Annotated in this window: 17 protein-coding genes; 16 read left to right on the top strand and 1 reads right to left on the bottom strand. The window is 60.7% G+C overall.

The window, feature by feature from the left end; translation table 11 throughout:
* Nucleotides 1–149 precede the first annotated feature (149 nt).
* Nucleotides 150–410, bottom strand: a complete 261-nt coding sequence (locus tag HOP59_RS21635; RefSeq protein WP_234255556.1) for a hypothetical protein — start codon at nt 408–410, stop codon at nt 150–152.
* Nucleotides 411–782: 372 nt separating this feature from the next.
* Between HOP59_RS21635 and HOP59_RS21630 the strand changes: the two genes are divergently transcribed.
* The 16 genes from HOP59_RS21630 (at nt 783) to HOP59_RS21555 (ending at nt 20,093) form a co-directional block, all read left to right on the top strand.
* Nucleotides 783–2,729 carry a methyl-accepting chemotaxis protein gene (locus HOP59_RS21630; protein ID WP_234255555.1) on the top strand — a complete coding sequence of 649 codons (1,947 nt, stop codon included), beginning with the start codon at nt 783–785 and terminating at the stop codon, nt 2,727–2,729.
* A 147-nt stretch (nt 2,730–2,876) separates the two neighbouring features.
* Nucleotides 2,877–3,098, top strand: a complete 222-nt coding sequence (locus HOP59_RS21625) for a DUF2835 domain-containing protein (protein ID WP_010628902.1) — start codon at nt 2,877–2,879, stop codon at nt 3,096–3,098.
* A 143-nt stretch (nt 3,099–3,241) separates the two neighbouring features.
* A complete protein-coding gene (locus tag HOP59_RS21620) occupies nt 3,242–4,465 on the top strand; it encodes a GGDEF domain-containing protein (protein ID WP_234255554.1) in 1,224 nt (407 codons plus the stop codon).
* Nucleotides 4,466–4,533: 68 nt separating this feature from the next.
* On the top strand, nt 4,534–8,520 hold the full coding sequence (locus HOP59_RS21615) for a sensor domain-containing phosphodiesterase (RefSeq protein WP_234255553.1): 3,987 nt from the start codon (nt 4,534–4,536) through the stop codon (nt 8,518–8,520).
* A 58-nt stretch (nt 8,521–8,578) separates the two neighbouring features.
* Nucleotides 8,579–10,270, top strand: a complete 1,692-nt coding sequence (locus tag HOP59_RS21610) for an HD domain-containing phosphohydrolase (RefSeq protein ID WP_010628899.1) — start codon at nt 8,579–8,581, stop codon at nt 10,268–10,270.
* A gap of 134 nt (nt 10,271–10,404) precedes the next feature.
* Nucleotides 10,405–11,769 carry a flagellar filament capping protein FliD gene (fliD, locus tag HOP59_RS21605; RefSeq protein WP_234255552.1) on the top strand — a complete coding sequence of 455 codons (1,365 nt, stop codon included), beginning with the start codon at nt 10,405–10,407 and terminating at the stop codon, nt 11,767–11,769.
* A 70-nt stretch (nt 11,770–11,839) separates the two neighbouring features.
* A complete protein-coding gene (fliS, locus tag HOP59_RS21600) occupies nt 11,840–12,259 on the top strand; it encodes a flagellar export chaperone FliS (RefSeq protein WP_010628897.1) in 420 nt (139 codons plus the stop codon).
* Nucleotides 12,260–12,643: a flagellar protein FliT gene (locus HOP59_RS21595; RefSeq protein ID WP_026038176.1), complete on the top strand. Its 384-nt coding sequence runs from the start codon at nt 12,260–12,262 to the stop codon at nt 12,641–12,643.
* Nucleotides 12,640–13,947, top strand: coding sequence for a flagellar hook-length control protein FliK (fliK, locus tag HOP59_RS23630; protein WP_141638632.1), 1,308 nt, complete (start codon nt 12,640–12,642; stop codon nt 13,945–13,947). The genes HOP59_RS21595 and fliK overlap by 4 nt, the downstream gene beginning before the upstream one ends.
* The gene (locus HOP59_RS21585) at nt 13,928–14,218 is read left to right on the top strand and encodes an EscU/YscU/HrcU family type III secretion system export apparatus switch protein (protein ID WP_010628894.1); all 291 of its coding nucleotides are present in this window, start codon (nt 13,928–13,930) and stop codon (nt 14,216–14,218) included. The genes fliK and HOP59_RS21585 overlap by 20 nt, the downstream gene beginning before the upstream one ends.
* Before the next feature lie 318 nt (nt 14,219–14,536).
* Entirely contained in the window at nt 14,537–14,863 is a 327-nt protein-coding gene (gene flhD / locus HOP59_RS21580; RefSeq protein ID WP_234255551.1) for a flagellar transcriptional regulator FlhD, read from the top strand.
* 1 nt (nt 14,864) lies between these two features.
* A complete protein-coding gene (gene flhC / locus HOP59_RS21575; RefSeq protein ID WP_010628892.1) occupies nt 14,865–15,440 on the top strand; it encodes a flagellar transcriptional regulator FlhC in 576 nt (191 codons plus the stop codon).
* 175 nt (nt 15,441–15,615) lie between these two features.
* Entirely contained in the window at nt 15,616–16,488 is an 873-nt protein-coding gene (gene motA, locus HOP59_RS21570; protein ID WP_010628891.1) for a flagellar motor stator protein MotA, read from the top strand.
* Nucleotides 16,485–17,432: a flagellar motor protein MotB gene (gene motB / locus HOP59_RS21565; protein ID WP_010628890.1), complete on the top strand. Its 948-nt coding sequence runs from the start codon at nt 16,485–16,487 to the stop codon at nt 17,430–17,432. Before motA ends, motB begins: the two co-directional genes overlap by 4 nt.
* A 28-nt stretch (nt 17,433–17,460) precedes the next feature.
* Entirely contained in the window at nt 17,461–19,596 is a 2,136-nt protein-coding gene (gene cheA / locus HOP59_RS21560; protein ID WP_010628889.1) for a chemotaxis protein CheA, read from the top strand.
* A 2-nt stretch (nt 19,597–19,598) separates the two neighbouring features.
* Nucleotides 19,599–20,093, top strand: a complete 495-nt coding sequence (locus HOP59_RS21555) for a chemotaxis protein CheW (protein WP_010628888.1) — start codon at nt 19,599–19,601, stop codon at nt 20,091–20,093.
* Nucleotides 20,094–20,112 lie beyond the last annotated feature (19 nt).

Raw genomic sequence — 20,112 nt, 5'->3', positions numbered from 1 at the left:
GCTGGTGTCATCGTGCAAACACTGCTGCACCACCAGCAGCTTGAACCCCTCATCGTATCGATTGCTCATAAAAACACCCCGAAGGTTGGATTGGGTGTCCAACTTTCGGGGTGCAGTTCAGAATGGCGGGGTTCGTTTTTTCATGGCCCTCAGTCATCTAAATAGCGGCAAATCTTTTCACCCAGCAGTAGAAAGAGCGATACGATGACCGCAATGCCAAGTTGGAAAAGCCCCGCCTCATAGGCAGCCGCACCGACGATATTGGCAAATTGAATAGCCTGAAAAAACAGGTAGAGGCCGACGACGGTGCTTAGCACGGCGGCTACACGGAACGCGTTGGCCAAGGTGAAGAGACCGTGATGCGTATCAGTAGTGGTGTCCTCGGTTTTGGTGTTTTCCGGTGAACTCATTACCTCTCCTTTTAAATCACTGTATCCATTTGATTCAAAATGAGCTGATATCGGTATGGAAATCAGCGCGTCGGCAGTGGTTATCGGCGAGATTGTGAGTAACTTTAGCGAACCCTATTGAAGAGGCTCGGACACCGCCGAGCCTACCGGCTGGGTGACATCCTAGACTGGCCCGAGTCCGTATGAATCGGTAATTTCTGATTAAGAAATTTGACATTTGTCAATTTTTTGCTCTCTTTTCCTCAATTCCGTTCTTCCCAGGCCGATAAGGTCTATAGGCAGGCCCGGCCTGCCTATGTGCTAGCACAACGATAACGACAGCCTTCACTGAGCGTTCTGTTCGCCAAAGGTTGCCTGGCAGGAGAGCAAGGGATGAATTCCATAACGCTGACCAACATCCATGATGCCGAGCCTTTGTGGTCGGCGGAAAAATCGCATGAGCCGACGCCACGCCCGGAGCGACTGGGCTTCAGTACCCGCTTGACCTTGATGATTGTCTCCTTGGTGCTCATCTCGGTGATGTTGGTGGCTGGCCTGGTTTACGCCCAGTACCGTCAGTCCTTCACACAAGCTACCGTCAATCAACTGCAGGGTACCGGCGAAATGATGGCCGGTGCCTTCACCCAGTGGCTCGGTGCCCGCCAGGATGAGATCGCCTTCGTGGCGGGGCTCGACCCCGTACGCCAAGTAGAGGTCGAACCTCTCCAGCACCTGCTGACGCGCCTTGCCGAACAGAGCGGCTACTACGATACGATCTTCTTCGTTGGCGCCGACGGCGTGGGAGTAGCGGGGGTGAGTTTCGAAGGGCGTGCCGCTGTGATGTCTGCGGAGGAAGCCGCCGAGTTCCAGGTGGCAGACCGCGCCTGGTTCCGCGAGGCGATTCAGGGCCAGCCGGTGTTCTCCCAGCCGCTGGTGTCGCGTGCCACCGGCAATCAGGTGAGCAACGTGGTGGCGCCCGTGTTTGGCGATAACGGCGAGGTGGTAGGGGTGGTGCGCGGTGCGGTGCGGCTCGACGTCTTGTTCGAGCGTATGGCTGAGATGTCGCTCGGCGGAAGCTCCGACACTTATCTGCTGGGTGGAGATGGCATGCCGGTGACCCCGGTGGCGGCGCTGGCGGGTGAAAGCCGCGAGCTGGCTACCCAGGCGGCGGTGGCCATCGGTGCCGGTGAGCACGGGGTGGGCCGCTACGCAGACGCCGCCGGTACTCCGGTGATCGGCAGTTATACCTTCCTGCCGCTGCTCAATTGGGGGCTGGTGGTGGAGGTGCCCGAGCGCGAGGCCTTGGCCGAGGTGTCCCGGTTGTTCTGGATTCTGGTGGGTATCACCGCGCTGATCGTTTCGATCGCCGTGCTGGTGAGCATGGGCGTGGTGCGTTCGGTGGTGAAGACCCTGGGGGGCGATCCTCGGCGGGCTGCCGATGTGGTTCGGCGCGTAGTGCAGGGCGACCTGACCATGCGAGTGCCGGTTAAGCCCGGTGACACCACCAGCCTGCTGGCACATATGCATGAAATGCAGCAGAAACTGCAGGCGATGATGAGCGACATTCGGCGGACTGCCGAATCGGTCAGCGTGGCGAGCAGCGAGATCGCTCAGGGCAACGAGGACCTGGCCAGCCGTACCGAGGAGCAATCCTCTTCGCTGGTCGAGACGGCATCGAGCCTAGAGCAGATGACCGCCACCGTTCGCCAGACGGCCGAGTCCTCCGCTCAGGCGCGTGAGCTGACTGTCGATCTCGATGAGCAGGCGCGCAATGCCAGTGGTGTGGGGCAGCAGGCGGCTCAATCCATGGGTAGCATCAAGCAGGCCAACAAGCGGGTCGAGAGCATCGTCGAGGCCATCGACGGCATCGCTTTCCAGACCAATCTACTGGCGCTCAACGCCTCTGTGGAAGCGGCGCGGGCTGGCGAACACGGCCGTGGTTTTGCCGTGGTCGCCACTGAGGTACGCAACTTGGCGGGCCGCTGCTCGGCCGAGGCCAGCAAGATCCGCGAGCTGGTCGATTCCAGTGTTGCAAGCGTCGATGAGGGCGAGCGTCTGGTGAGTATGGCAAGTCAGCAGCTGGCGAGTATTGCTGAGGGGGTGCAGCGGGTCTCGAGCTTCATCAGCGAGATTGCTACCGCTGCTACCGAGCAGTCGTCTGGCATCGAGCAGATCAACATGGCGGTTAGCCAGCTAGACGAAGTAACACAGCAGAACGCTTCGCTGGTGGAAGAGGCCACCGCCGCTAGCCACTCCCTGAGCGATCAGGCACGGGAGCTGGCGAGGCTGGTACAGCGCTTCAAGGTCGATGAGGGTAAGACGTTATCCCAGTTGGCGTGATACGAATGGCCACCGCTTAGCTTATACTGCACGGCGGTGGCCAGTCTCATCATCATGCAAGCTCAACGGCCTCGCCGTGATGGCGCTCCGGGTGACGGGAATCGGTTACTATTGGTGGCGTTCCGATCTGCCGGGTGCCCTTTCCCCATGCCTAGTATCGATGTCGTCATCGACCTGTCCGCCGAGGCTTGCCTGGCTCACTATGAGGGTCGGGTAGGGCAGGTGCTGGCCTATAGCCTCGATGGCCGCCGGGTGGTGTTTCCCGCTGAAGCGCTGCGGCGCGTGGTGACGCGTGACGGTGTACACGGCACCTTTCGGCTCTCGTTCTCCTCAGAAGGTCGCTTTCGCGCGATTGTCCGCCTGAGATAGCCGCTCCAATCGAAATAGCGTTTAATCTTCGCTCTGTTTGTCGAATGTCAAACTTCGGCATCTCGTTAGGTTGTAAGAGCTCTGATATAACCTGGTCCGTGCCAATCGGCCAGCTTCGGGTGGCCGTGTACAAGGACCCTATCATGTTTACCAGCAAATCGCGGGAACCCCGCGAGTACCAAAATCGTGGCCTGGACGCCCTGGCCGAACCGCCCGAGGTAGGCCACGAGCTGTTCGTCGGTCTGAGCGCTCTTCGCGATACCCTGAGCAGTCGCCACCATACACGGGACTTTGCCTTCGCTCATGCCCGCTACCTGCGCAGCCGAGTGCTGGCGCTAGGGCTCATCTTTGCGCTGCTTTCGCCACTGTGGATCGTGGTGGACACTTTGGTACTACCGGTCGAACTTCTGCGTTATACGTTGCTGGGACGGGTCATGCTGATGCTGGGACTGGTGGGGGTGCTGGCGCTGGCCTATCTCAGCCGCGAGCGAATCCGGCGCATTCGTTTCAGCGCTGGCATGCTACTGGCGCTCCCGGCGGCCTTCTACTTGCTGGTGTTGGTCATCCTACCGCAGGAGCAGTTGGTAAACCTGGTTGGCTATGGCTTCATTCCTTTCCTGCTGGTAGCGGCACTCAGCGTGTTTCCCTTCACGCTGTTGGAATCCTTGGGGGCCGGCCTCGCCATGCTGGGGCTACTGGCCTTTGCGCAACTGACCGATGGCAGTTGGCTGAGCGGACAAGGGGTAGAGAGCCTCTGGTTACTGGCGACCCTGTTGGTAGTGTCCCTGGCGGCCAACCATTTCCAGCTCAGCCTGCTGTTACGGCTCTATCGCCAGGCGACCCACGACCCGCTGACCGGTCTCTTCAACCGGGGGGCGCTCGAGGTGCATCTGAGCAAAGTGCAGACCTGGCAGCGCGCAACCGAGGGGCAGGGGAGTTTCGGTAACGTGCCCTGTTCGTTGTTGATGCTGGACCTCGACCATTTCAAGCGTATCAACGACAGCTACGGGCACTCGGCGGGCGATAGGGTGCTGTGTCAGTTCGCGGACCTATTGGTGAGGCAGACGCGTCGGCACGATTGTGTTGCTCGCTATGGTGGCGAGGAGTTCGTCATCATTCTGGTGGGCAGCGGTGAAGCTAGAGCGATGGAAGTTGCCGAGCGCATTCGCTATGCCGTGGAGAAGAGCGAATTCACCGACCACGACGGCAAGATCATAGCGGTAACCACCAGCATCGGTGTGACCCGGCTGCTGCAGGACGAGCCGCCCCAGCAAGCGCTGAAACGTGCCGATGAGGCGCTGTACCGGGCCAAACGGGAGGGGCGCAACCAGGTCATGGGGGCTAACGATCCTTTGATTGGAGAGTGACGCCCCCTCAAGTCTTTCGACCACCTGCCGATATTCGATTTCATAGAGAGTCGTCTAGCGGGGTCCTGATGCCCAACAATTCACAGCAGGTAGCGTTGCATACCTGGCTGCTACTCGTGCCGCTTCTGCTGCTGGTCATGGGAGGCATCAATGGCCTGGCGAGCTGGCAGCTTCCGGTGGAGTGGCAGCCGGCTTGGGTCAGTTTGCCCATCATGCTGCTGGTGGGCGCCGGTCTGCTGGCAACGCTGCTGGGTCGAACCAAGATGGCACAGTGCTGTGGAGCACTGTTACTTCCGTTCGGCCTGTTCGCTCCCGCGCTGACCTGGCTACCGCCGGGGGGAGTCGCGGTGCTGCCGCAGTACATATCACTTTCTCCTGCAACCAGCATTGCAGTACTGATCGCTTCGATCTGTCTCATGGCAGGTATCGGCTCTGCGCGAGGTCGTCTCTCCTGGTGGCTCGGTGGCGTGGGGATCGTGCTGGTCGGTGGGCTTAGCATCGTCGCTGGGTTAAGACCCGATTTGCTTATACCTAGCCCTTGGGGCGCCGCCTTTGCCACGCCATTTACTGCCTTGCCTGCCTTGCTGACGGGCACCGCCATGGTGCTGATGGCCCGCAACCCTACCGTCTCTCCTGTGCTGATTCGTAGTGTGGTCATGGCATTGGCCGGTGGGGTCCTGTCGAGCGGCCTCGCCTGGTACGCGCTCACCTGGCAGCAGTACGATGCCAGACAGCAGCACGCAGCCGAGTTGTTCAATAACTTCAAGGTCAGTGCAGAGCGCGTGGTGGACAGGCATCAGCGTGAGCTGCAACGCATGGCAGCTCGCTGGGCTGAGTTCGGAGGATTGCCGCCGCCCTCGTTTCGGCAGGTCGAAGCCGATACCTATTTCCGTGACCTGCCTAGCCTGCTATCGCTCTACTGGCAGGATGGTGAGAGCGAGCGGTTTCAGTGGGGGCGGGAAAGAGAAGTGTCGTTCCAGTTACTCAACTGGCTGGAGCAGCATGACTGGTTGCTCGACTGGTTGGCAGTCGGCGGGGAGTATCCACGCTGGGTCTTGCCCGATGCCGCTCGTCCTGAGCTGGCTGTGGTGTCAGTACCGCTGAGTCAGCTTGCCGAGGGGCGGCTGATGGCCGTTCTTGACCTGCGCCGGCTGTTGGAACAGGAAATCCATTCGCTTGCTACGCCGCTTGCACTCTCCGTTCGACGCCAGGGAAGCCTGATGGTGGCCAATCGAGTCTCGGGCGAAGTGGCGACCGAGCTTCAGCAGGGCTTTTTGATACTGCCCGGGGGAGTCACCTTGAGCGTCAAGGTTCAGGGCGATGGTCCCTTCGCGATGTCCAGTCTGGGCGAGGCAATCCCCTTGGGCGTAGGGGTGGCGGGGCTCGTGTTGAGCTACCTGCTAGCATTCAGCCTGGCCATGGCCGATCTGAGCCGCCGCCGTTCACTGGCCCTGGCGCGTACTCAGCGGCACCTGCGGGCTCAACAGCGCGTGCAAACCTTGATTGCCCGCGATCAGCCGTTGGAAGAAACGCTCGGAGCCATTTGCCGCATTGTCGAGGCGCAGGTGCCTGGTGGCATCGTATCGATCATGCTGTGCGACGAGACGCGTCTTTATCTGGATCGAATCTACAGTATCAGCTTGCCTCAAGCATACTGCGACGCGGTCACTGGTACCGCGATAGGACCGAAGAACGGTGCCTGCGGTCGGGCGGCGTATATCCGTGATTTCGTAGTATGTGCCGATATCGCTCATGATCCCAACTGGCGAGGGTTTCATGCCCTCGCCGCCGAGCACGGTCTCAAGGCGTGCTGGTCATATCCCGTGAGGGCCAGCAATTCGGAGGTGTTGGGTACCTTTGCCATCTATTATCGCGAGCCGGGCGAGCCCAGGAAAAGCGACCGGCGCCGCGTGGTCGAGGCCGCCGAGTTGGTATCCCTGGCGGTGGAGCGTGAACGCAACCGTGAGGCGCTGAGGGAGAACGAGCAGCGCTACCGCTCGCTGTTCACCTATCACCCCGATGCGGTGTTCTCGCTCGATCTGGCAGGACACTTTACGTCGGTCAATGCTGCGTGCAGCAAGATCACGGGCTACGCCATGGAGCAGCTCATCGGCTCCCATTATTCGGTGTTGGTGTTGCCCGAGGATCGTTCGCGTATCCAAGCCTTGTTCCGCAATGCGGACCCGGGCGAGGCCTTCCGCTATTCCGCCACCATTTACCATCGCGAGGCGCGGGCCGTCTATCTAGATGTGACCAATTTGCCCATCGTCGTCAATGGTAGCGTGATCGGCTTTTACGGTATTGCCAAGGACATGACCGAGCAGCATCGGCGAGAGACGGAGCTGCGTATTCTCCAGCGCAGTGTCGAGGCCAGTATCAACGGCATCGTCATTGCTGATGCCAGGGCAGAGGGAAAGCCGGTCATTTACGTCAACGAGGCGTTCGAGCGCATCACCGGCTATGGACGCGACGAGGTGCTGGGGCGTAGCTGCAGCTTCCTTCAGGGCAGTGAGACGGATCCGGAAGCGGTGGCATCGATGGGCAAGGCGCTGGCCGAGCGGCGCGAGATCAACGTCACGCTGTGCAATTACCGTAAGGATGGTACGCCTTTCTGGAACAATCTCTACTTGGCCCCGGTGCGAGACGGAGAAGGCACGGTAACGCATTTCGTCGGTATTCAGCATGACATCTCCGAGCGTAAGTCCTATGAGGCGAAGCTCTCCTTCCATACCAGCCACGATGCGCTGACGGGGTTGGCCAATCGCTCTCTGTTCGAAGACCACCTTCTGCATGACGTTCAGCTGGCCAAGCGCCATGGCCGCATCCTGGCGGTGCTGTTCGTCGACTTGGACGATTTCAAGCCGATCAATGACAGCCTCGGTCACGAAGTGGGCGATCAGGTGCTGATTCAGGTTGCCCAGCGCCTGGCGGACGAGCTGGATCCCGGCGATACGCTGGCCCGCTTCGGGGGTGACGAATTCGTCATTTTGCTGCCTGAGCTTGCTCGTGAGGAGAGTGCCATTCGTCTGGTGGAGCGATTGCTCACATGTATTCGACGCCCGTTCCGGGTTGCCGAGCATGAGCTTTACATCGGTGCCAGTGTCGGTATCGCCTTTTTGCAGGATGAGCTGGAGAATCCGGTCGAGCTCATCCAGCAGGCCGATATGGCCATGTATCGGGCCAAGCAGAAGGGGCGAAACGCCTGGGAGTGCTTCACCAGCGATATCAACGATGAGGTCAGCGCGCGGATGGCATTGCGCAACGATCTGCAGGAGGCGATCGAGGCGGAGAACTTCGAACTCCATTACCAGCCCCTGCTCGATGCCCATAGCGGCGATGTGGTCGGAGTCGAGGCGCTGGTGCGCTGGAAGCACCCCGTCAAGGGTTATCTCTCTCCCGGCCTGTTCATCCCCTTAGCCGAGGATACCGGTCAGATCGGTCCTATCAGTGAATGGGTATTGCGTCAGGCCTGTCGGGACATGTGTCGGCTGGCGGCCGAGGGTTATGGCCAGTATCGCGTTTCGGTCAACCTCTCGCCGCTGCAGTTCCGGCGGCCAAATTTTTTGTCCAACCTGCAGCAGGCGTTACTCGAGACCGGGCTTGCGCCGGAATATCTCGAGCTGGAGCTGACCGAGGGTATCCTGATGGCCGACTCGGCCGCTGCCGTCGAAACGCTGCATCGCCTACGTGATATGGGCGTCGAGGTTTCCATCGACGACTTCGGCACGGGTTTCTCCAGCCTGAGCTATCTCAAACAGTTGCCGATCGGCAAGATCAAGATCGACCGCAGTTTCGTACGCGATATCGCCACCAGCCGTCATGATGGCGCGATCGTCCAGGGCATCATCTCCATGGCGCACCATCTGGGGCTTGCCGTGGTGGCGGAAGGCATCGAAGATGCCGAGCAGCGTGACTTCCTGGCGGCGCATGGCTGCGATGTGTTCCAAGGCTTCTTCTTCGCCCGCCCCATGCCGCTGCAAAAGTTGCGTGCTTACCTGGGACAGCCGACCGTCACTAGCGAGGGCGATGCACTGCCGGCCAGCAGGTTTTCGTAGACGGAAACGACAATCGTAAGACAAAAAATATCAGTGACCCAAGGGTGGAGAGGCGAGGATGGGGCAGCAAGGGGATGAATTCATTCGGGTGGGGAGTCCGAGCGAGATCGAGGTGTTGCTGGATCAAATGATTCAGCCTGGCGGTGCCTCACTGCTGCTCGACAAGCCAGGCAGTGCCCCCATGCCGGTCGTGGTCATGGAGCAGACGCCACCAGCATCGATGCTTATCGACATCACGGCGGTGCGTGAGATCGTGGGGGAACTGAAGCGGGGTATCGGGTTTCGCCTGTTGGGCCAGGTACACGGAAAGATGATTCGTACGCCTGCACTCAAGGCTCTGCAGGTAGAGGTCCTGCAAGGACGGGTGCAATGTCAGTGCGATTATCCTCACTACCTGGAAGAGCTGCAGCGGCGTGAGGCCTACCGTGCCCGGCTGCGGCTGGGTATGGAAGTGGGAGCCATCCTGCGTGCCAGTGAAGGAGTGAGCGATGCTACGGTCCAGGGGGACCTCAAGGATCTCTCGCAGCAGGGGTGTCAACTGGAGCTGCCCTCTTCGGCTGCCGCTCTGCTGGCCGAAGCGGCTCTGGTGGAGGTCGAGCTGTGCTTTCCCAATGGTAGCCGCTTCATGGTGCAGGCTGCCCCGCGCCATCAGGTGGCGGACAGTGACCGCCAGACCTTGAGAGTGGGGTTTCAGTTCCACGCTTGCAGTGCCGAACAGGAGCGCAAGCTATGGTTCTTCGTTCGTGAGATCGAGCGCGAATCATCACGCTATAGCGACGAATCCGACGTAGGGCGACTGCCCTCGATGCTGTTCCAGAGCCAATCTTCCGGTGCTTCGCCAGCGGTAGGCAGGCGTAACTTGTTGACCTATCCCACTCCCATGGCGCGACGCCTGGCGCGGGTGGCAGGCTATCTGGATGCGCAACTGCTGGAACTGCAGCAGGGCGACGACGTCGATCCGGTACAGCTCTCCCGGCATGCCGACATGCTGCTCCAACTGGCCGAGGAGGATATCGAGGCGCTGCTATTCGCGACGCGCTGCCTGAGCCAGGAGCCGGTATTGGTGCGTCACGGACTGGGAGTGGCCGTGCATATGCTGGCCCTGGCCGGTACGAGTTCGGTGCCGCGGGATGTGCGCAAGGCCGTTGCCGCGAGCGCGATGATTCATGACTTGGGTAAGGGGCTGCTGCCGTCCGGCCTGCTTGCGGCCGGTTCGTTTGGGCCGGATGAGCATACCCAGCTCAAGCAGCATGTCGATCTGCTGATGCAGCGAATGGAGCGCTGCCAATGGCTGTCGGAGAAGGTGCTGCACGCCGTGGTGGTCAGCGCCAACGAGCGACTGGATGGTAGCGGATACCCTAAGCGTCTCATGAGTGAAGGACTTTCCGAGTTGGCGCGCATGAGTGCGGTCGTCGATGTGGTGGATGCCATGCGCCGCAACCGTGCCGACCGACCGGCTTGGCGTATCGATACTGTCTATCGGCACCTGCTCAAGTCTCCTGAGCAGTTCGACCCGCGCTGGGTAAAGCGTTACGTGCAGCGCTTCGGGCTGCGTCCGATCGGCTCCTTGGTGCGTTTCTCCGGCGGTGCGCTGGGCTGGATCCAGCGCCTCGATCAGCAGGGCAAGCCCTTTCAGGTACAGCTGGCCGACGAAGCGGTTCCGCCCGCTGAGACCATGGGCGAGGTGTTGCGCGGTGATGTCGAATCGCGCCTGGGCGAGATGGTCGAGGAGGTGCCTGTTTCGACCTGACGATTCTCCCGTCAGCAGGACTAAAGTTGGCCCATTTTCTGCCGATATAGCGAAATAACCCCTAGGTCGCGGGCTTTTCACCGGAACCCTTGGCGCGAAGCCTGCCAGAATAGCTGCATGGAAAAGGAAGCGTCATGACGACGATAAGCTCACTTGGCATTGGTTCCGGGCTGGATCTCAACGGCTTGCTCGATCAGCTCAATGCGGCCGAGCGCAAGAAACTCGAGCCGATCAAGCTGCAGCAGAAGAACCATCAGGCCAAGATATCGGCCTATGGCAAGCTGCAGAGCGCGCTGACCAAGCTGCAGGAAGCAGCCGCCAAGCTTAACGATCCGAAGTTCTTCCAGAACGTCTCGAGCAATGTCGTCGGCAGTGGCGTAAAGGCGGCGGCCAAATCGGATGCGCCGCCGGGGCGCTACTCGGTCAATGTCGATAAGCTGGCTACCGCCCAGGGTATCGTCGCCAATGGTGTGGAGAGTCGGACGGCCAAGCTTGGCGCAGGGCAGATCACCTTGACGCTTGGTAACGGCACGTCGAAAGAGATCGCCATCGACCCTGCCAAGAGTTCGCTCGAGGATGTTCGTAAGGCAATCAACGACAGCAAGTCGGGTGTCACGGCGACTATCGTCAATGATGGTCAAGACAAGCCTCATCGCCTGGTGATCACGTCCAACAAGACCGGCACCGAGTCGGCGGTCACGGCGGAGTTTTCCGGCGAGTTAGCTGCCCATCTGGGGGCCGGGGCCGAGATCACGGTCCATGCTCAGAACGCGTCGCTCACCGTCAACGGCATCCAGATCACCAGCCAGACCAACCAGGTGGAAGGGGCTATCCAGGGGGTGACGCTGGATCTGGAAGAGAAGACCAAAGAGGACGGTAGTGTCACCGTGGTAGTCGAGCGCAACACTCTGGCGATACGCGAGGGCATCAGTGGTTTCGTCAAGGCTTATAACGATCTGCGCAAGACCGTCAGCGAACTTACCAGTTTCAATGCCGACACCGGTGCGGCTGGTGAGCTGCTCGGTGATGGTGCTCTGCGCACCGTAGAGTCGCGTCTGCGCGGCGTGCTGAGTGGTGGAGTTGAGCAAGGCGAACTGCGCATGCTGTCGGATCTAGGGATCACCCTGCAGCGCGATGGCACGCTTAAGCTCGATGAAGAGAAGATGAGCGGCCTGGTTGCCGGAAACCCTCAGGCGCTGGCCAGTTTCTTTGCTGGTGAGAACAAGGCGGGCGGGTTGTCGGGCAAGCTGGGAGAGACCCTGGACCAAGTGTTGCGCGATCGTGGGCTGCTTGACAATGCCAAGCGTGGGCTCGAGTCACGCATCACCGGCCTCAAGGAGCGCCATGAGCGCATGGAACGTAGCATCGAGCAGACCATACAGCGTTACCGCGTACAGTTCGGTCAGCTCGACGCCATGATCGCCAGCATGAATCAGGTCAGCGATTACCTGTTCCAGCAGTTCGATATCATGAATGCCCAGCTTGGGCGCAAGAGATAAGGGTGCCCTCGGCTGTGCCGAGGCTGACGCCACAATCATTCAAGTCATGCCACCATAGGAGAGTTTCGCCATGACTGTCATGCGAGGAGCCGCCGCTTACGGCCGTGGTGCCGGTGCCTATGCGCGGGTTGGAGTGGAAAGCGGCGTGATGTCGGCCTCGCCCCACCAACTGATCGTGATGCTGTTCGACGGTGCCCTAGGCGCCATTCGCGCGGCGCGTATCCATATGCAAGCCGGCAACACGGCGGAGAAGGGCAAGTCCATCTCCAAGGCGCTGGATATTGTCAACAACGGCCTCCTGGCCGCGCTGGACACCGAGAAGGGGGGCGAGATCGCCGAGCGGCTTGGTTCACTCTACGATTACATCGGCAGGCTGCTGTTGGCGGCCAACCTGCACAACGATCAAGAAAGTCTCGACCAAGCCGAGAAGCTTCTGGATGACATCGCATCGGCTTGGCGCGAGATCGGCAGCGCGGGAGCGCAAGGCTAAATGGCAATGTCCACCCCACGTGCTGTCCTTGACGGCTATACCCGACTCCGGAAGCAGGTTGCTATCATGCTCGAGCTGGCAAGAGCCGGTGAGTGGGACGCCCTCATCGAGCGGCAGTCGGGCTACCTGCAGCTGGCGGACCAGCTCCGGCAGCTTGACAAGGAGGCCGAGCTTAACCAGGCGGAGGTTCAGCTCAAGGCTGATCTGCTCGAGGCGATTCTGGCCGACGACCTGGCCATTCGCGAGCAACTGCTGGCACGCCGCAACGAACTCGGACAGCTGATGGGCACCAGCCGACGGCAGCGTGATCTGCATCGTAGTTATGGCAAGCAGGCAGCCTCGGTCGTCGAAGCGAGAGACAAGTTCGATCCGGAGACGCCGTGAGTGGCATCACGCCCCTGCTGGATACGCTGCTCCACCAGGTGTTGGGCAAGCGTGTCGATACGGCGCCACCACGCGACCTGAACGAGCCCGTACGCCCGGTCGATCCGGGTGAGGGCCCCCGAGCCCTGCATAGCGACTCGCGGCTGGACGGGCGACGGCCTGCCGTGGCGCCACTCCCCGGTGCGACGACTTCCACCCAGCGTGGCGAAGGTCAGACACCGCGAGCCGATGTGCTATCGCCACCCGCTTCCACCCAGACCCACTTCAGCCCCTCGGCCCGAACCATTGCCGATCTTCTGCTGCGCTTTCCCGCCCCACCTTCGGTATTGAGCGCACCTGCTCCACTGATGGGGGCGAACGAGGCGCCGGGCGCCACCACGCTGGCCGACAGGCTGCAGACAGCCATACGCGACAGCGGTCTTTTTTACGAATCGCACCTCTCGCGCTGGTATCGGGGCGATGTGAGCCGCCAACAGCTGGAGCGCGAGCCGCAGATGATGCGTACGCTGCGCTTCACGCTGGCATCGACACCGCTCGGAACCACCGGCTCTGCGCCTGCCGCACCGTTGGCCGGGCAAAAGCCATTCACAGGCATGCCGCCAGGGTCTGGCCAGGCGAGCCCGGGTCAGCCGATACCGGGGCAGGCAATGCAGGGCCAGGCGCTTCCGGGGCAGGCGGCGCAGGCCGCGCAAACCTATATCTCGACAGAATCGTTGTATCCCGCTGCAGCGCGCGGCGAGCGTCCGGGTGGTGAAGCGCAATCTGCCCACCTGGGAGCGGCAAGGGATGTTCCGATGTCCGCCGTGTCCCGTGAGGGTGGGGAGATGTCGGCGCGTGAAGTCGTAGATCCCTCGCTGCGGGCTCGCGGCGAACCTGTGCACGAAAGTCTTCAAGGGGTGGTCCGTCATCAGCTCGAGATGCTGGTAACGCCCATCCTGCGTTGGGAGGGGGATGTCTGGTCGGGCATTTTCCTGGCCTTGATGATCCACATGCCCGCCGGTGCCCGGCGCGATGGGGATGAGGCCGACAGCGGTGAAGAGGACGCCACATCCCAAGCCTGGCACTCCGAGCTCCGGTTGACGGTGCCCAAGTTGGGTGAGATTCGTGTTGCCCTGTGGTTGCAGGAGCACCGGCTCCGGCTTCAGCTGTCGAGCCGGGACCATACTGCGCTGACTGCCTTGCAGGCCGAAGTACCCGAGCTCGAGCGCCGGCTCAGGGCGGCTGGGGTCGAGACGGTATTGATCGATGCTCGTCCGTGGGAGACGGTTGTGGAGAGGGGGGGCTATGACGAAACCCAAGCCTGAGCGTCGCCGTCAGGCGGTGGCGCTGGCCTATCGTGACGGCGATGATGCGCCGCGAGTGCTGGCCAAGGGCTACGGTGACATGGCCGAGCGAATTCTGGCCGAAGCTCAGCGGCAGGGAATTTATGTCCACGATGCACCGGAACTGGTGTCGCTGCTGATGGGGCTGGATCTCGATGAGCGCATCCCGCCGATGCTCTATCAGGTCATCGCCGAACTGCTCGTTTGGGTGTACGAAGTCGCCGACACTCAGGATTTACAAAGAAACGATTAGTGTGTTCATGTAAAAAATTGTAACATGATGTATTTTCCAATCGCTTTGTCAAGTGGGTCGTGTGATTTTTTTTGTGTTGCTGCACAAGGCGTTAACAATCTAACCCTTAAGACTTAGCAGGCTCAGTAGTATGCCTGAATGAGCCTCTGGTGCACTAGTGGTTGGCAGGTTGCAAAACAGTGGTCACAATGCGGATGTAAGCTTTTATAGGATTTCAGTGCGTGTCAGGTATTGCTTTGCCTGCGCGCTCTGAGCTCCGGCACAGAATGTAAAAAACTATAAGTACACGTGATTCAACCGCGTGCAGGGAACCTAAAAATGAAGAACATGAACCACCTGGATGAAATCCAGGAGCTCAATCTTGCCTATCTGCTCCTGGCTCAGCGACTGCTCAACGACGACCGTGCGGCGGCCATGTTTCGCCTGAAGATCGATGGTGAAACCGCAGATCTTCTCTCGTCGCTTGGTGTCATTCAGCTGACCCGCCTGGCGCGCACCAATCAGCTGCTCTGCCATTTTGGTTTCGAAGGTGCCGAGCAGCTGCGTCAAGTCATCGATAACCCCCGTGACAATGGATTGTCCCAGTTCCACGCCTCGCTGCTCATGGCAGGCCGTGGAGCGACTTCCATGTCACGGGGGGTGTGAGATGTCACAGAAAAGCCTCGTCGAGGAGATGCAGCAGGTCCAGTTGGCCATCGAGTTGATCGAGCTGGGGGCGCGTCTGCAGGTGCTGGAAACCGAGACCGACCTGAGCCGGGCACGCCTGATTCGGTTGTTCAAGGAGGTGCGTGGCATGTCGCCGCCCAAGGGCATGCTACCGTTCTCCACCGACTGGTTCATTACCTGGCTGCCCAACGTGCATGCCTCGCTGTTTTACAACATCTATCGCAATCTGCTCGAGGAGCAGGGGTGCGAGAGAATGCAGGCTTTCGTCACTGCCTATCGCCTCTACAGTGAGCAGGTCGGCATCGACCAGGCTGAGCCGGTGCTGGCGTTGACCCGTGCCTGGACCTTGGTGCGGTTCTTCGAAAGCGATTTGTTGCAGCTTTCGAAATGTACGCATTGCAGCGGCCACTTCGTCGCTCATGCCCATACGCCGGATCACGATTACGTCTGCGGCATCTGCATGCCGCCCTCACGTGCCGGCAAGACGCGTAAGCGTCGCGAGCGTGAAGCTGCCGAGATCGAGCAAGAGATGGTGCTGACCAAGCGTGTCGGTTGATTAGCTTGCCGTCGAACGCTCGATGAAACCTTTTGAACGCCGCCCCGGCCGGGGCGGCGTTCTGCTGTCTATCCACTCGAATTCACTCTTTTTTTTCTGTGTGGCCTCAAGTGTTGCCGAGTCAGGCCGATAGATTGGGTTAACGACGACTCGCATCCACTAAAGGGTATCGGTTGTGCTGATTCTGCTTGGTTACATCGTAGTCATACTGTGTGTCTTCGGTGGCTTCGTGCTCGCCGGCGGCTTCCTTGGCCCGCTCTACCAGCCCACGGAGCTGTTGATGATCGGTGGTGCCGGCGTGGGAGCGTTCATCGCTGCCAACAACGGCAAGGCGATCAAGGCCACGTTCAAGATATTCCCCAAGCTCAAGCGCACCAAGAAGTACAACAAAGAGATGTACCTGGAGCTGCTCGCAGTCCAGTTCAAGCTGCTGACCAAGGTGCGCCGCGAAGGCATGCTGGGCATCGAGCGCGACATCGACAGTCCGCAGGAGAGCGCACTGTTTCAGGAGCACCCCAAGGTGCTGGCCGATCCGATGATCATGAATTTCCTCACCGATTACCTGCGCTTGATGGTAGCCGGGGGCATGGATCCCATGGAGATCGACGAGCTGATGCTCCATGAGATCGAGACCTTTGAACAGGAGGCGCACATCCCGGCAGATGCCATCGCCAAGGTGGGCGACGCCATGCCGGCATTTGGGATCGTGGCCGCCGTCATGGGCGTAGTGAAGGCCTTGACCTATGCCGATGCCGGGCCGGAGCAGATGGGGGAGATGATCGCCCACGCTCTGGTCGGAACCTTCCTGGGGATTCTGATGGGCTACGGTTTCATCAATCCGGTGGCCAGCAGTATCGAGCGCCAGATCAAGGAGGCGGAGAAGATGCTGCAGTGCATTCGTATCACCCTGCTGGCCAGCCTGCATGGTTACGCACCGCAGTTGGCGGTTGAGTTCGGCCGTAAGGCCCTGCACACCGCCGATCGGCCGGGCTTCACAGAGCTCGAGACCTACGTGCGTAACGCCAAGTCGGGTGCGGCAGCGGAATGAGTGCGGCGGGAGACAAGCGCCCGATCATCATTCGGCGCAAGAAGGTCGTCCACGGCCACCATGGCGGGAGTTGGAAGATCGCCCTGGCCGACTTCATGACGGCCCTGATGGCCCTGTTCCTGGTGATGTGGATTCTGTCGGTGGCCAGTGACGAGCAGCGTCAGGGTGTGGCGGATTACTTCAGTACGCCATTGACCGGCGCGGTCATGGGGGGGGATCGCTCGGGCAGTACCCGTGCCATTCCCGGCGGCGGCCCCGATCCGGCCCATAGCGATGGGGAGCGGGCTCGTATCGATACGCGGGAGTACTCACGGCCCAGCGAGCAGCAGCGTCGCTTCTTCATGGATCTACAGCGGCGTATCGAGGCGGCGATCGATGCCGATCCCGAATTGCGCGAGCTGCGCCAGCAGATGCGCTTCGACCTGACACCCGAGGGGCTGCGTATTCAGCTGCTCGATCATGAACTCCGACCGATGTTCGCCATCGGTAGCGACCGTGTCGAGCCCTATATGCGAAGTCTGCTGCGTACCATTGCACCGTTGCTCAACGACTTGCCCAACTACCTCAGTATCAGCGGTCATACCGACAGCCGCCCCTATGCGGGGGGATATCGTGGCTACAGCAACTGGGAGCTCTCCAGCGACCGGGCCAATGCCTCGCGGCGTGAGCTGGTGGCCGGTGGGCTTGACTCGGATAAGCTGCTTCGCGTCTCGGGCTTCGCGGATCGCGTCATGTTACCGGATACCGACCCGTTCGATGCCGACAACCGTCGCATCGAGCTGTTGGTGCTGCTGCCGGAGGTGGCTGAGTACATTCGTCGGCCGGGTATTCTGGGTGGTCCAGGTGTGCCGAGCCCGATGAGTGCGCGACTGGAGAGCGAGGTTGATCTGGCGCCCGTTGAGCAATTTACCGAAAGTCTGCGCCGCACGCTCAATCCCCAATAACCCCTTTTGACACCAGGTGGTGAAGCGCATGGATATCACGGATTTCTATGACACTTTCTTCGAGGAAGCCGAAGAGCTGCTGGCCGACATGGAGCGCTACCTCTTGGAGCTCGATGTGGACGAGCCTGACAGCGAGCAGCTCAATGCCATCTTCCGCGCCGCCCATTCGATCAAGGGGGGGGCAGGCACGTTCGGCTTCGATGCTCTGCAGAAGACGACTCACCTGTTCGAGAACCTGCTCGACCATACCCGCAAGGGCGAGCTTCGGCTGCGTCGGGATATCGTCGATACCTTTCTGGAAACCAAGGATATGCTCAGCGATCAGCTAGACGCTTATCGCAATGGCGATGAGCCCGATCAGGAAGCTTTCGAGCGAATCTGCCAGACGCTGCAGCGTCTGGCGCTCGAGGAGATCGGTCAGGACCTGGAGAGTGGGGTGCCGGCGGTGGCCAGCCCCCAGCTTGCAGCGAAACCCGAGCCCGAAGCCCCCGTGGAGCAGGGCGCGGCGAGCGACTCCGATCTGCGTGTCGTGGCGCTGCTCAACGTCGGGGAGAAGGACCGCCAGCTTCTCGTCGAAGAGCTGGGGCAACTGGGCGAGGTCGTCGCACAAGGGGGCGACGAGTCGTGCTATGAGGTCACGCTCAGTTCCAGCGTGAGCAACGACGATATCGAAGCGGTGATGTGCTTCATCATCGACACCGATCAAATCAAGATTCGTGGGGCCGATGCGGGCGAGGCGCCCCAAGCCGCAGCCCCGGCAGCGGCGACAGAGGTGGCGGAAGTGCAGTCGGCCCCGGTTCAGGCCGCAGTGGAGCCGACCCCTTCGGCTTCGTCCGCCGCCAGTGTTAAGACCGATAGTGTCAAGACAGACAGTGCCAAGCCCGACAGCGAGAAGCCTGCCAAGGCGAAAGCCAAGGCCAAGGGCGGCGGCGAGTCCACCTCCATTCGGGTGTCCGTCGACAAGGTCGATCAGATCATCAACCTGGTGGGCGAACTGATCATCACCCAGTCGATGCTCGATCAGACCGTCAGCGAGATGGACAACGTCGCCAACAGCGCCCTGCAGAACGGCATGAGCCTGCTGCAGCGCAATGCGCGGGACCTGCAGGAGTCGGTCATGTCGATCCGCATGATCCCCATGGATTTCGTGTTCAGTCGTTTCCCGCGGGTGGTGCGCGAAACGGCCGCCAAGCTGGGTAAGGAGATCGAGCTGGTCACGGAAGGCGAGTCCACCGAGCTCGACAAGAGCCTCACCGAGCGCATCATCGATCCGCTGACGCACCTGGTGCGCAACAGCCTCGACCATGGCATCGAACCGCCCGACGTACGTCAGGCGGCAGGCAAGCCGCGTACCGGCAAGCTGGTGCTCTCGGCCAAACACCAGGGCGGCAACATTATCATCGAGGTGATCGACGACGGTGCCGGGCTCAACCGCGACAGGCTGTTGGCCAAGGCGCGGGAGAACGGTTTGCCGGTTAGCGACACCATGAGCGATGACGAGGTGTGGCAGCTCATCTTTGCGCCGGGGTTCTCCACCGCCAAGGAGGTCACCGACGTTTCCGGGCGCGGGGTGGGCATGGACGTGGTCAAGCGCAACATTCAGGGTATGGGTGGGCACGTGCAGATCATGTCCAAGCCCGGGGAAGGGACCACCATCCGCATCGTCCTGCCGCTGACGCTGGCGATCCTCGACGGTATGTCGATCAAGGTCGGCAACGAGATGTTCATCCTGCCGCTCTCTGCCGTGCTCGAGTCGCTGCAGCCGTCGCGTGAGGATCTCTATGCCATGGCCGGCGACGACGTGGTGCTCAAGGTGCGCGATGAGTACCTGCCCGTGGTGGCTGTACACGAAGCCCTCGACGTGCCCAAGGCCAAGACTGAACTGACCGAGACTATCGCCGTGATCGTACAGGGCGAAGGGCGCCGCTATGCCTTGCTGGTCGACGACCTGGTCGGGCAGCAGCAAGTGGTCGTCAAGAATCTGGAAACCAATTACCGCAAGGTGCCGGGCGTCTCCGCCGCTACCATCCTGGGCGATGGTAGCGTGGCGCTGATTCTCGATATCACCGGCTTGCACCGCCTGAGCCGGGAAAAGAAGGAAAAGCGCCGACCTGTGCGCAAACCGGCACTCGAAGCCCTCACCAATGAAGAGCTGGAGACCTGATCATGAACCAGACGAACGAATCAGCACTGGCCGCGGCCGAAGCCCACAATCGCGAGTTCCTGGTGTTCTCGCTGGGCGAGGAGGAGTACGCCATCGATATCCTCAAGGTGCAGGAAATTCGTGGCTACGAGAACGTAACCCGCATCGCCAACGCCCCGGATTTCATCAAGGGGGTGACCAACCTGCGCGGCGTCATCGTGCCTATCGTAGACCTGCGCATCAAGTTCCACCTCGACAAGGTGGAGTACGGCGGCCAGACCGTGGTGATCGTGGTCAACGTCGAAGATCGTGTCGTCGGCATCGTGGTGGATGGCGTTTCGGACGTCATGACGCTCTCACCGGACCAGATCAAGCCGGCGCCCGAATTCGGCGTCACCCTGTCGTCGGATTTCCTCAGCGGCCTGGGCAGCCTCGACGATCGCATGTTGGTCATCGTCGACATCGACAAACTGCTCACCAGCGATGAGATGGAGCTGGTCGAGCGTGTCGCCGAGTGAGGCTGTCAAGTTTTTGACG

Origin of the sequence: Billgrantia aerodenitrificans (assembly GCF_021404405.1) — a bacterium.
Taxonomy (GTDB): Bacteria; Pseudomonadota; Gammaproteobacteria; order Pseudomonadales; family Halomonadaceae; genus Halomonas; species Halomonas aerodenitrificans.
The sequence above is the reverse complement of the archived record's forward strand: the minus strand, read 5'-3'. Positions and strand labels throughout refer to the sequence as shown.